The sequence below is a fragment of the Cellulomonas wangsupingiae genome (assembly GCF_024508275.1).
GTDB lineage: Bacteria > Actinomycetota > Actinomycetes > Actinomycetales > Cellulomonadaceae > Cellulomonas > Cellulomonas wangsupingiae.
In genome coordinates this window covers 2,287,741-2,300,039 of record NZ_CP101989.1, presented here as the reverse complement: position 1 = coordinate 2,300,039, position 12,299 = coordinate 2,287,741, and the positions used below count along the sequence as shown (strand labels likewise).

Genomic DNA, 12,299 nt, shown 5'->3' with positions numbered 1-12,299 from the left:
GTGCTCGGCGCTGGCGCGCCGTGCGCGCGCCTCGGCCCGTTCCCCGTGGCGAGCCTGAACGCCACGTCAGCGAGCACCGTCGTATCGGTGACCTTCTCCGGCACACCCTGTGCGGCGGTCGTGGCACGCACCCACTCTGCGACCACCGCCGGGTCGATCGGTGACGTCAGCGCCACTGTGCCCACACCGCCGGAGGCCGGTCCCAGTCGGGGACATCCCCGGACCACCAGAGCCGTTCGGGGTCGGCGCCCATCGCGGCGCAGGCCTGGTCGAGCACGTCATCGAGCGTGCGGCCGTGGATCGTCACCTTCGGCGGCTGGAAGCCCTGGGCCACGTCGTACCGGTGCAGCCCGAGCACCCGGGTGGTGGGGTCGTCGAAGGTCTTGGCGACGTACTTCGACAGGTACCCCGCCGCGCGGCGGGCTTCCTCACGAGGCCCGGACCCGACGGGCATGCCGCCGAGCAGCTTGATGTGGACGAACCCGCGACCCCACGCCTCATCGATCAGCGCCCGCGGGACGTACCGACCGACAGCGAAGTGCACGTGCAGGCCATGACCGGACTTGTGCCACTCCGGCACCCACACATAGGCCAGCCGCTCGCCGTCGAGTCCGGCCCGTAGGGCGCGGAAGAACTCCCCGACATGCTCCCGTACGACACGAGCGTCGTGGCAACCCTCGCCGCGGTAGGTCAGCGTCCCGAGCCTGTTCAGGCGGTTGGCGGCGCAGTAGCGGCGCAACTTCCCGCGCGCGCGACGTCCCGCCTCACGTGCAGCGCGGGATGGATCGGCCGCCTCACCAGGCGCGACACGCGCCTGAGCGCGACGTGAAGGTGTGAGGACGGTGCCGCCGCCCTCGGCAGCATCCGGGTACAGCGAGAACGACCAACCGGTAGGGGAGAACAACGAGACCACTCCGCGCACACGAGACGACAGGGACGCTGCGCGCGTTCTCGTCTCATGTGTGTACGTCGGGCTGATCGGCAGGGCTCCCGGGGCGACCCTGACCAACCCGTCGCTGGCGTGTCTCGTTGTGTTCCCAGGACGCAGTGCCAGCACCAAACCACAGGCGTGCGACTCACCTCAACGAGGTCACCCGTTCGGAGGCGCTGCCGCGGGACCGTTCGTCCTCGCCCGCAGAGCGGGCTGCGGGCGCTGCGTCCCTTGCCCTCGAACCCCTCTGGTCGCCTCCCGAGTTACGTTGCTACTTCAAGTCAAGAGGCGCCGCCTCCGGCGTCTTGGCCGACGCAAGGCTCTCCGGCCTCGTAGAGAACCGCAAGGAGGGAGGCTCCAAATTCTGTGACCTTCCAACTAGGTGCGGGGTTCGTCGCTCCTATTGGATAGAGCGCGTTCTTCGCGCGCCTTTCCTGGTCCTCCAAGTAGCCCTTTACGTCCGTCGCGACCTCCGCGATCAGTCCGTGCCTTTCGAGCGCCGCGAGTACCCCGTCCATGGCAACGCCATATTGCGGAAGTTTCCAGTCGAGCCTCCTTCGCTCCCACTTCGGCGCGAACCGCCCGATGAAGCTCCAGCCCTCTGGATCGTTCGGGGGGTACTTTGCGTTAAACGGCCTCGCCATGGTGTCCAGCAGCCGAACGTGCGGCACCTCGACGTCCGCGAGCGCGGCGACCATCAGCGCACTTTCGTCCACGAGCGCGTCGTCGTCCGATTTGAGCGCCCTGCCAAGCACCATCCCGAGCGCGCGGATCTTGCCCTGCATTGCCGTGCTGGCGCCTGCGTTTAGGGCAATGCCCGTAAGGATCTCCTTCGCTGGCGATTCGCACGCTAGTAGCACATTCTCGATACTGCCCATTTTGTCGGCCGCGCCTATCAGTACCTGCGCCGCATTTGCCTTCCGGTGCGAACTCCACCGGGCGCCAAACGTATCGAGGGCTGCTAGCGCATACGGCGGGACGAGTGCGCCCACAACACCAGCCGTAGGGCCGAATCCGACGGAGCCCACCAGAGCACCGGCGGCGCTCGCGACTCCTTCTATTGTCGCCCGCGTCCACGGGTTGCCGCCTTCATTGCCAGCATCCTGATCGTCCATCCCGCTAGTGTGCACCAGGGTGGATTAGCGACTAGCGGCCTTGGCAGAGTCGGTGCTGCTGCGCTCACCAGGCTTCGGTGAGGTGTGCGAGGCGCTCGCGGATGCTCTCGACGTCGTCCACCCGGCCGGCAGCGACATCCATGATGAGGTCGTAGGCGTCGTCGTTCGTGGCGACGAGTCGTGTGCCGTTGACGCCGAGGAACACGATCGTGCCTGCGAGTGCCAGCCTCTTGTTCCCGTCCAGAAGTGCGTGGTTTCGGGTCAGTGAATGAAGGAGCGCTGCGGCCTTGGCGAGGAGGTCGGGGTAGGCGTCGGTCCCGCCGATCTGAGTCCGTGGTCGTGCGGCTGCCGACTCCACGAGGCCGATGTCACGCACGACCAGATCGCCGACGACGCGCCGCGCGACGACGAGCAGCTCTTCGGCGGTGAGGTAGATCATCGACCGAGTCGCTCGAGCGCCTCTGCGTAACGGGGGAGCTCGCTGTCCATCACGGCGTTGATGAGGTCCTCTCGTGAGGTGCGCTCGATGTAGTCGCGAACGGCTTGACGGGCTACGTCCTGCATCGAACGGTGCTCGACCTCCGCGCGGCGCCTCAGGGCCTCTGTCTCGGCCGTGTCGAGTCGAAGAGTCATTGCCATACGGCCAAGGTATCAGCCGCGGTATCAGACGCCAGCGACGCATGCCGCGAGGGTGTAGGTGCACCTGGTCGCCTCAGTGAGGGCGGATGTCCCTCACGGTCGGTGCTTGCGGTCGAGTGTGTCCGGAGCCGGGCGACCCTGCTGCCGACGCGCACGCAGCATCCGCATGGTGGCGGTCGATCGCAGAGAGCTCGTCCGTCACCAGCACCTCGAGGGGTGCGGCCGCGTCCCTCGTCACCCCGAGATCACGGCCCCGAGGTCTCCTGCGTCATTGCGCTGAAGCACCGGCGATCGATGGTCGGATCGCGGAGTACAGCAGCATGTCCACCCGTCGCCCGCCGATCACCTGCCGGCTGCGCAGCAGCCCTTCGCGTTCGTAGCCGGCGTTCTCGGCGGTGCGGGTGGACGCCACGTTCCACGGCTCGATGAAGAGCTCGATGCGGTGCAGCTCGGGGATGGTCCACGCGAACGCGGTGAGCGCCGTCAGAGCACGCGCCGCGACGCCTCGGCCGCGTTCGGTCGGTGCGACGCCGTACCCGGCGGTCGCACGCCCGCGCTCGATGTCGGCGAGCCACAGCCCGACCTGCCCGAGGGCGCGGTCGTCGGCGGCGTCGGCGACGCAGAACGAGTACCCGGCACCCGTGACCAGGCGTTCGTGCTGCCGGTCGATCCACTCGTGGGCCTGCGCGGCCGTGGCATCGGCCACCAGCGTGCCGGTCAGGGGCGTGTACGGGTCCGTGGAGAGGTCCTGGACCATCCCGACGTCGCGGGGTCCGAACGCCCGCAGGCGGACGCCACCGAACGTCGGGGCGGGCGTCGGCAGCACGAGCATGCGGACAGTGTCGGCGCACTGCCGAACCTCGTCCACGGCTCCGCGCTGGCGACTTCGTGCCTCGAGCATCCGCGCGGTGCCGCCGTGCGCGGAGCACTCCGAAGCGGAAGCGCGCACCTCGTGTCCCCACCCGCAGGTACGAGCCGGTGGTCGCCCCGCTCCCTCCGCGGACCCGAACCCGCCCGTGGGCGTGGATCGCGCTGGGTCTCATCGCGGTGGTCGCCGCGGGCGCATTCGTCGCGACAGGGCTCGAGGTCTGCGCTGCGCGCTACCGCGTGCGCACCGTGCTCCACGTCGCGCTGCGGCCCACACCGTCCACCTCGACCAGTCCGTCGTTCCTCAGCTCGCCGAGGACGAGCCGGATCGTCTGGTCGGAGACCCCGGGCAGCGCGGTCCGGGCATCGCTCATGCGGAACGAGCGCCCTGCGTGATGCAGCACGTAGGTGCGGACGCGCTCCTGCTTGCTCCGGCCGCTGCGTGCCGTGGCGACGAGGGACGCGAGCTCGTCGGAGCAGTCGGCCAGTGCGCGGACGAGCGAGCGCAGCCACGGCCACGGATCGTGCCGGGCGTCCTGCCAGTCCGCGGTCGAGTCGAGCAGTGCGGCGGCGTGCGCCTCGGCCGACCGCGCGATGGCCGCGTCGAGCGACACGTACCGCGCGACGTCGTACCCGGCATCGTGCAGCAGACCCGGGGTCAGGGCGCGCGCGAGCCGGCCGTTGGCGGTGGTGAAGGGGCGGATCGCCACGAGGTCGAGCACGAACAGGCCCGTGAGCAGGACGGGGTGGTGGCGTCCGGTGGTGAGTGCACCGCGGTACCGGGCGATGAGCTCGTCGAGGTGCTGCGGGACATCGGCCACCGCGACCGGCGTGAAGCGCTTGACCCGCGCGGCGCGCGGGTCGCGGTCCAGGACGACGCTCTCGACCCGCCGGAGCCGTCCACCCGGCATCGGGGTGCGCGCGAGCAGCAGCCGGTGGACGTCCAGGACGAGGTCGACGTCCAGAGGTCCCCGATCCTCCCGGGCGACGTGGTCGAAGGCGTCGCGGCACCCGGCGAGCTCCTGCTCCTCGCGGCCCTGCAGCCGCTCGACGTCGCCCGCGATGACGGCCGCCGCGCGTCGGCGCGGGACGACGATCCCGTCGAGGGCGGCCGACGACTCGATGCTCACGGGGCGTGCGCGGTCGCGCAGGCTCGACAGGAGGCCGGGCAGGACGTCCGGCAGCAGCCCCGCGCTGCCGCGCACCGTGTCCACGACGCGCAGGTCTGCGACGACGTCGAACGGGACGGACCCGATCAGGGAGTCGAGGTCCTCGAACGACTTCACGCTGTCACCAGGTCTCATCAATCGCTACAGAAGACGCCATCGATTGGTGAGTTTAGCTGCTAGTTAGCGATTTGGCCGCCGTGGTGACGGCTGGTGCGCGCACGTCGCTGCCGAGGCTGAGGGCAAGGTCCTCGTGTGGACGGCCAGCTCGACGCACCGCGTGCGGAGGTACTCGTCGAGCAGCAGCGTGTGGCCTTGGTGGCGCACGGCGGTCGGTGGGCTCCTGCGGGAGCCGGGCGCGCAGGCGGTCGAGCGCGGCGGCCACCTCGGTGGTGCGCCCTTCGACGCCCTGCGCTCGACCTGGAGCACACGCTGCGTGACAGGTGCGCCGGGAGCTCTCCGATGCTCATGCCGCCCAGCACGGACGGGTCGTGCCACGCGCGGGCCACCGCGTGGCTCGTCACGAGGTCCACGGCCGTGTCCGCCCCGGCGCGGTAGGCGTCTCGCGCTGCCGTCGTCATGGCCGCGAGCATGTCGGTGCGGCCTCAGGAGCCGGGGCGGTCCTCGTCGGGGGTGAGGTGTGCGGTCAGCTCGTCCATCGTCCTGCTGAACGCCGCGGACAGGTCGACCCCGTACGCGTCGGCGAGCACGAGGACCGACCACAGGCAGTCGGCGAGCTCGTGCGCGAGGGCGTCGTCGAGGTCGGCGCGGGGGCGTACGCCCGCCTTGCCCTGCACGAGCTTGGCCAGGTCACCGACGTCGCCGACGAAGCCGAGCATGATCTCCTCGGTCGTCCACGTCCGCCCGTACCGCGCGGCCTCTGCCCGCGCGTAGAGCTCACGCACCGCGACGGCGCGCCGCTGCAGCGCGGCGAGGTCGTCGCCGTCGCCGGTCACTCGGCCGGCCCGTCCGCCGGGAGCCCTGCCACCGGCTTGGTCCGCGACCGGCCCGTGGCGTCCTTGAGCACGACGTACTTGAGGTCCACGTGCGGCTCCAGCGCGCTGAACTTGTCGTTCGGCGCGCCGATGATCAGCTGGAAGCCCAGCCCGCGCCACGCGCCGATCGCGCGGCCGGTGAACCGGGCGTCGGCCTTGATGAGGGCCTCGTCGAGGAACACCGGCGCGTACCGGGGGCGCGCGGCACCCGCGTCGCCGAGCTGGTAGCGCAGCGCCGCGCCGACGATGAACGCCACGAGCTCCTGCGACTCCCCGCCGGACTTCTCGCCGATGTGGTCGTACAGCGCGACGTGGTTCCCGTCGAGGTCGACCTTCTCGGCCGACAGCCGCACGTGCCGGCGCACGTCCACGAGGTCGGCGAAGTCGGGGGAGGTGCGCCGGATGCGGTCGATGACCTTCGCCATCCGGTGGTACCGGCGCTCGCGGTCGGCGTCCGTCGCCTCGGTCGAGAGCACCTCGCGCAGGTCGCGCAGCTCCTTGCGGAACCGGGCGACGACGGTCGACTGGGTGTCCCGGGCGTCGATGCGCAGGCGGTGGTCGTCGTCCGCGAACGGCAGGTCCGCGAGGATGTCGTTGACCGGGCGGATGCGCTCCTTGATCTCGCGCACCGAGCGGGACAGCGCGCTGTGCAGGTCGGCCAGGTCGTTGCCGGACAGCCGCAGCAGGCTCTTGCGCCACTCGGCCTCGAGCTCGTGCAGGCCCTGGGCCTGCAGCTCGGTGAGGATCCGGTCGTAGTCGCCGTACGAGGCGTCGGGGTCGGTGCCGAGGTTCGGGTCGGGCCAGCGCTCGACGAACGTCTCGAAGGTGCGCCGCAGCGCGTCGCGCGCGGTGGCGACGGTCTGCTGGGCTGCCTGCCGGTCGGCGCGCAGCAGGTCAGCGGCGCGCGCCACGACGGCGTCGAACGCGTCGAGCGCGGCCCCGGGGTCGGTCCGGTCGTCGCCTCGCGGCAGGTCGGGCTCGGTGCCGCCCAGCACGCGCTCGAGGTACGCGCGCTGCTCGGGGTCGAGCCGGGTGCCCGCGTCCTGCGCGGCGTCCAGGGCACCCTGTGCGACGTCGACCGCGTCGGTCGTCGCCGACCAGCGTTCACCCAGGTCGCCGGTGGTCCCCTTGGTGCGGCCGAGCTGCTCGGACAGGTCCTGGATGAGGACCTCGAGCTCGGCGCCACGCTGCTGCAGGCGCACGACGTCGGGGTTGCCCGACGTGACCTCGTCGACGACCCGCTGCCAGCGGTCCCGCTCGGCCTCGACGCCCGCGACGTCCACCTGGTCCCAGGTGAGCTCGACGACGGCCGTGTACGCGCGCAGCGCCCCGTCGTGCCGGTCCCACGCGGCCTCCGCCTCCTCGACGCGCGCCTCGGCCTGCGTGAGCCGCGCTTCGGCGCGCTCGAGCTGGCGGTTGAGGTCCGTCAGGCGGCGCGTGTTCGTGAAGCCCAGGACGTTGCGCGCGCCCTGGCCGCCGTGGGCACCGCGACGCCCCTCCGACAGCTGCCCGCCGCGCGTCAGCGCCTTCTCGTGCTGCGCGAGCTCGCCGGGGGTGTCGACGCACACGTACGCGAAGCGCGACGCGAGCTCGCCCTTGAGCCACCCCGTGAAAGGGCTCTGCCGGTAGTCCAGCCGCCCGGGCAGCGTGCGCCCGTCGAGGCCGACGTCGTCGCGCAGGTCGCTCGGGACGCCCTCGAACCGGATGCGCCGCCCCGTGCGCACCGAGTCGATCGCGCGGCGGAACGCCTGCAGGTGCGCGACGTCGAGCAGCATGAGCGTCGCGAACCCGCCCAGCGCGAGGTTGAACGCGTCGCGCCACGGCTCGTGCTCGGTGCGGACCTCGATGAGCTCGGCGACGAACGGCAGGTCCTCGGGTGTCAGACCGGCAGCCTGCGCGAGCGCGGCGCGCGTCGCGTGCAGGTCGCCGGGGATGTTGTCGTGCCGGTGCCGCGCGTCGGCGTGGTCACGTCGCAGCACGGCCAGGTCGGCCCCGGCCTCCTTGCGCTCGGACATCGCGTCGAACAGCGCCTGGCGGGCGGCGGCCTTCGCGTCGGTGTCCGCCAGCGCGGTGCGCGCGCGCGCGACGAGGTCGGTGAACTCGTCGAGCGAGGAGACGGTGTGCCCGAGCGTCGAGCGGAGCACGTCGTCCAGGCGTGCCCGCGCGCGGCGGACCTCCTCGACGTGCGCCGCCACGCCCCGCAGCTCGCGCTGCGCGGTCGCCAGCCGGTCGCCGCCGGACGCCCAGAGCGTCTGCTTGACGCCGTCGAGCTCCGCTCGGGCCGCGGCGACGCGCGCCGACGTCTCCGCCGCGAGCCGCTGGGCCTCGCGGTGCCGGCTCTGCAGGTCCGCCTCGACGTCGCGCAGCAGCCCCAGCCGGCGCTCGTGCCGCCACACGGCGGCGGGCGACGTGCCGTCGTCGAAGCCGCCGACGGCGTCCACGACGCGCAGCCGCGCGGCGGCCTCGTCGATCGCGGCGCGGTGCTCGCGGATCGGCTCGAGGGACTTGACCTGCTGCCGCGCGGTGATCATCTGCTCGCGCGTGCCCGTGAGCTTGTCGAACTGCTCGACCACGGCGTCGGCCGTGGCGAACGTGTCGGGCTCCTCCAGCACCATCGCCTTGTACAGGGCGTCGACGGTGGTGATCTGCTGCCCCGCCTGGATGCGGCCCAGCAGCGCGACGGCCTTGCCGCCGTCGCCCGCCGCGCCGATGCCGAGCGTCGAGTGCAACCGGGCGGTGAACTCGCGGTCGGTGTCGAAGCACGTCAGGCCCGCCGCGGTCACCGCCGAGCGCGTCAGGCGCTGCGCTGCGGCCGGCTCCAGGTCGCGCAGGTCGAACGGTGTGTCGCACGTCGCGCGCACGGCCGTGACGTCCTCGAGCGTGCGCGCCGCCGACGGCACGTACCAGCCGCGCACCGCCGTGAAGCGCGTGCCCGACTGGTCCGTCCACGTCATGGCGATCGCCGACCACGTGTCCTTGCCGTCGCCGCGCAGCACGCGCTGGCGGGTGCCGTCCTCGGTGCGCGACTCGTCGAGCTTGCCGCGCGCGTAGGACAGGATGTTGCGCTGGTCCTTGCCGCGCGGACGCCCGACGACACCACCGTTCGACGCGCCGTTGAACGGCGTGGTGTGCGGCATGAGCAGCGCGATGTACGCGTCCATCAGGGTGGACTTGCCGGAGCCCGACCCCCCGGACAGCAGCGTCGCCGTGGACGCCAGGCGCACGCGGTGGTGGCCGTCGTAGCCACCCCAGTTCACCAGCTGCAGGTCCAGGGCCACCCACTGCTGGCCCGTCGACGCCGCCGGGATCAGCCCGAACAGCGAGTCGACCATCGTCACGGTGCCGTCTCCTCGTCGTCGGTCTCGTCGTCCGTCTCGTCGTCGTCCTGCGCACCGTCGTCCGCACCGTCGTCCGCGACGTCGGCCGCGTCCTCGTCGCGCGTGCGCAGCCACTCGCGCAGCTCGGCGAGCCGCTCGTTGCTCAGCACGACCTCCACCAGCGGCGTCACGCGGTAGCGACCCTCGGACTCCTCGTCGATCAGGCCGTCCTTCGCCAGGCGGGCGACCGCCGTACGGATCTCGCGCTGGTGCGCGGCGACGTTCGTGTCGTCGGGGTCGAAGTACGTCAGGGCGGTCGTCTCGAGCTCCTCGACGTCGACGCGCGCCGACGTCTCCCCGGCGCCGCGCCCGCGCTGGAAGACCGTGCGCAGGTGCACCAGCACGAGCGTCTCGGCGCGCGTGTACGGCTCGTCGCGCAGCAGCACCGGCACGTCGAGCTCCGCCGAGCGCACCTGCCGCTTGTACGCGATCCCACGGTCGTGGTCGACGACGAGGTGCACGAACAGGTCGTGCAGCCGCGACTCGACGACCTGCTGGTTCTCCAGCAACGTGCGCCACTGGGCGGGGTTGCGCTCCGCGAGCAGGAACCTGCGCTGCAGGAGGCGGACCAGCACGCGACGCACGTCGGCGTCGAGCGTGCCGGTGTCCCCGGCGAACAGCTCGGCCGGGTCGTCCTCCATCGCGACCGGCGCGATGAAGCCACCGGCCTGCGCGTCGGCGTCGTCGTGCACGACGTCGGTGTCGGTCATCCGTCCTCGTCCCTCGTCCTCGTCGTCGTTGCACCGAACGCGAACCGGCGGCGTGTGCCGTCGGGCCGCACGGCGTCGACGAACGCGACCTCGTCGCGCTCCGTCATGCCGAGCTGGTGCGCCAGCTCCAGCAGGCCCAGCAGGTCGACCGGGCGGCGCAGCTGCGCCGGTGCCGCGTTGAACGCGGCCGCCAGGTCGACGTCGGGCGCGTCCGCCCCGAGCGCACGCAGGTGCGCCTCGAGGTCCGCGTAGTGCGGCCCGCCCCAGGCGCGGGCGTCCGCGTCCGACACGTCGACCGGGTCGTCCCGGTCGGTCAGCGCGTCCGGCGCCTGCGCGGGACGCAGGTCGCCCGGCGTCCGGCGCAGGTGCTCGACGTCGGCCACGGGCAGCCGGCGCAGCGGGGTGACGGCCTGCCCGCGGCGGGAGCCCGGCAGCCACGTCTGCATGCCCGCCATCACGTCGCGCAGCAGGTCGTCGACCTGCCGGTCGCGCAGCGGGTCGTGGTGGCGCACCTGAGCCGTGATGACGTACGACGCCTCGCGCTGCGCGGCGAACACCTGGTCCAGGCCCTGCTCGATGCGTCGGACGAGCTCGCGCAGCTCGGCGCGCTGGTGCGACGGCAGCCGTGCGGCGAACCGGTGCCGCAGCACGGTGTCCAGCTGCGCGGACAGCTCGTCGAGCCGCTGCGGGTCACCGATGAGCCGCAGCGCACCCGCGAAGGCGCGTCCCTCCGACGTGGAGTCCATGACGTGCTCGCCGCGCTGCAGGTACTCGCGCAGCACGTCGCCCGTCGGTCGCTGGTCCTGGCGCAGCGCCGTCACCACGTCGCGCTGCATCGCCTTGATGGACTCGGCCACGCGCGCGAAGTCGGCGGGGAGCTCGCGCACGAGGTGCAGGACGTTCTCCGCCTCCTCGAGCAGCTCCTCGTCGTCGACCTCGTCGACGGTGCCCGTGCGCTCCAGCCGGGCGATCTCGCCCTGCAGCCGCTTCACCTCGGTGTCGAGGCGCGCGATGCGGACCATGACGTCCGGGTCCGCGTCGAGCGCCAGCCGCTCGACGGCCTCGAGCAGCGTCCGGACGCGCGACTGCGACACGCGCGCCCGCGCCCCGCCCGCCCGGCCGGCCACCTCCAGCGCGCCGACAGCGTGCGCCGACAGCCGGTAGACCTCCACGTCGTCGTCCAGCACGTGGCGCACCAGCCAGCCCGCGTCGGCCCACTGGCGGCACAGGTCCCGCGCCGAGCCGGTGGGCAGGTCCTCGCCGTACCCGGCGGCGCGGAGCTGGTCGAGGGCGTCGGCGACCTCGGTGTGCGCGTCCGCGACCGCCACGGTGGGCCGCTCGGCGGTGAAGACGAGCGACAGCAGCGAGACGACGAGGGGAGCGTGCCGCTTGTGCAGCAGGTCCAGCATGGGGTTCTGGAACGCCCGGACGGCGCCCAGGTACGCCCCTTCGGCACGAGTGATCATCGCGGGACAGCGTAGGCGGGCCCGCCTGGTGCTCCGGACCCGACACCCCTGGCCGGTGCGGTGCGCTCACCGACGGGACGTCCCGTCTCACCCCAGCGGGTAGGTGACGCCGGTCAGCTCCTCGGAGACGGCCCAGAGGCGCTGCTGGACGTCCAGGTCGTAGGAGGCGGGGCTGGAGGTGACGAGGCGCGGGTACCCGCGGAGCTCGCCCCGGCTGCCCGGTCCGTAGTACTGGCCGCCCAGGACGGCGGGGTCCGTGGCAGCGCGGAGCGTGGGCAGCGCGCCCGTCGTGGCCGGCTGGATGAGCACCGACGAGAACCACGTCAGGGGCAGGCGCAGCGCGGGGTGGGCGTCGCGCGCGAGGTCGGTCGCGGCGACGCCCGGGTGGGCGGCGACCGCGACCGTCGTGCCGTGCGGCGCGAGGCGGCGCTGCAGGTGGTAGGTGAACATGAGGTTGGCGAGCTTGGACTGCCCGTAGGCGGCGACCCGGTCGTACGAGCGCTCCCACTGCAGGTCGTCGAAGTGGATGGCGCCCCGCAGGCGGTGACCGGTGCTGGCCACGGTGACGACGCGGGAGCCGGCGACGGGCAGCAGCCGGTCGAGGAGCAGTCCGGTGAGGGCGAAGTGCCCCAGGTGGTTGGTGCCGAGCTGCAGCTCGAACCCGTCGGCCGTGGTCCGTCGCGGGGTGTGCATGACGCCCGCGTTGTTGACCAGCAGGTCGATGCGCGGGTGGGCGGCACGCAGATCGGCCGCCGCGGCCCGCACGGTGTGCAGCGAGGTCAGGTCGAGTGCCTGGACGGTGACGTCGCCGCCCATGCGGGCGGCCGCCTGCTTGCCCTTCTCGACGTCCCGGACGGCAAGGACCACGGTCGCGCCGTGCTCGGCGAGCATTCGTGCCGTCTCGAAGCCCAGTCCGGTGTTGGCGCCGGTGACCACGGCGACCCGGCCGGTCTGGTCGGGGATGTGCTGCGCGGTCCAGATGTCGTTCATGACGCCTCCTCGGGTGGCCGCTCGCGTCCTCGAACCGTAAGGG

General features: G+C 72.4%; 10 protein-coding genes. All 10 read right to left on the bottom strand.

The genetic code is table 11. The features are described from left to right. Positions 1-166: 166 nt before the first annotated feature. Positions 167-913 (bottom strand): rolling circle replication-associated protein, encoded by a 747-nt coding sequence (locus NP075_RS10675; RefSeq protein WP_227563158.1) that lies wholly within the window; start codon positions 911-913, stop codon positions 167-169. Positions 914-1,212: 299 nt separating this feature from the next. Next, complete coding sequence (locus NP075_RS10670) at positions 1,213-2,046, bottom strand: hypothetical protein (protein ID WP_227563157.1); 834 nt, start codon at positions 2,044-2,046, stop codon at positions 1,213-1,215. A gap of 64 nt (positions 2,047-2,110) precedes the next feature. Next, complete coding sequence (locus tag NP075_RS10665) at positions 2,111-2,485, bottom strand: type II toxin-antitoxin system death-on-curing family toxin (RefSeq protein ID WP_207341195.1); 375 nt, start codon at positions 2,483-2,485, stop codon at positions 2,111-2,113. 468 nt (positions 2,486-2,953) lie between these two features. Beyond that, positions 2,954-3,517: a GNAT family N-acetyltransferase gene (locus NP075_RS10660; RefSeq protein WP_227563156.1), complete on the bottom strand. Its 564-nt coding sequence runs from the start codon at positions 3,515-3,517 to the stop codon at positions 2,954-2,956. 268 nt (positions 3,518-3,785) lie between these two features. Then, positions 3,786-4,838 (bottom strand): Fic family protein, encoded by a 1,053-nt coding sequence (locus NP075_RS10655; protein WP_227563155.1) that lies wholly within the window; start codon positions 4,836-4,838, stop codon positions 3,786-3,788. Positions 4,839-5,323: 485 nt separating this feature from the next. Continuing rightward, positions 5,324-5,674 (bottom strand): MazG nucleotide pyrophosphohydrolase domain-containing protein, encoded by a 351-nt coding sequence (locus tag NP075_RS10650; protein ID WP_227563154.1) that lies wholly within the window; start codon positions 5,672-5,674, stop codon positions 5,324-5,326. Continuing rightward, entirely contained in the window at positions 5,671-9,051 is a 3,381-nt protein-coding gene (locus NP075_RS10645) for an ATP-binding protein (RefSeq protein WP_227563153.1), read from the bottom strand. Before NP075_RS10645 ends, NP075_RS10650 begins: the two co-directional genes overlap by 4 nt. Continuing rightward, on the bottom strand, positions 9,048-9,800 hold the full coding sequence (locus NP075_RS10640; protein WP_227563152.1) for a DUF4194 domain-containing protein: 753 nt from the start codon (positions 9,798-9,800) through the stop codon (positions 9,048-9,050). Before NP075_RS10640 ends, NP075_RS10645 begins: the two co-directional genes overlap by 4 nt. Next, positions 9,797-11,266, bottom strand: coding sequence for a DUF3375 domain-containing protein (locus NP075_RS10635; RefSeq protein ID WP_227563151.1), 1,470 nt, complete (start codon positions 11,264-11,266; stop codon positions 9,797-9,799). Before NP075_RS10635 ends, NP075_RS10640 begins: the two co-directional genes overlap by 4 nt. A gap of 87 nt (positions 11,267-11,353) precedes the next feature. Beyond that, complete coding sequence (locus tag NP075_RS10630) at positions 11,354-12,256, bottom strand: SDR family NAD(P)-dependent oxidoreductase (RefSeq protein WP_227563150.1); 903 nt, start codon at positions 12,254-12,256, stop codon at positions 11,354-11,356. Positions 12,257-12,299: the final 43 nt, after the last annotated feature.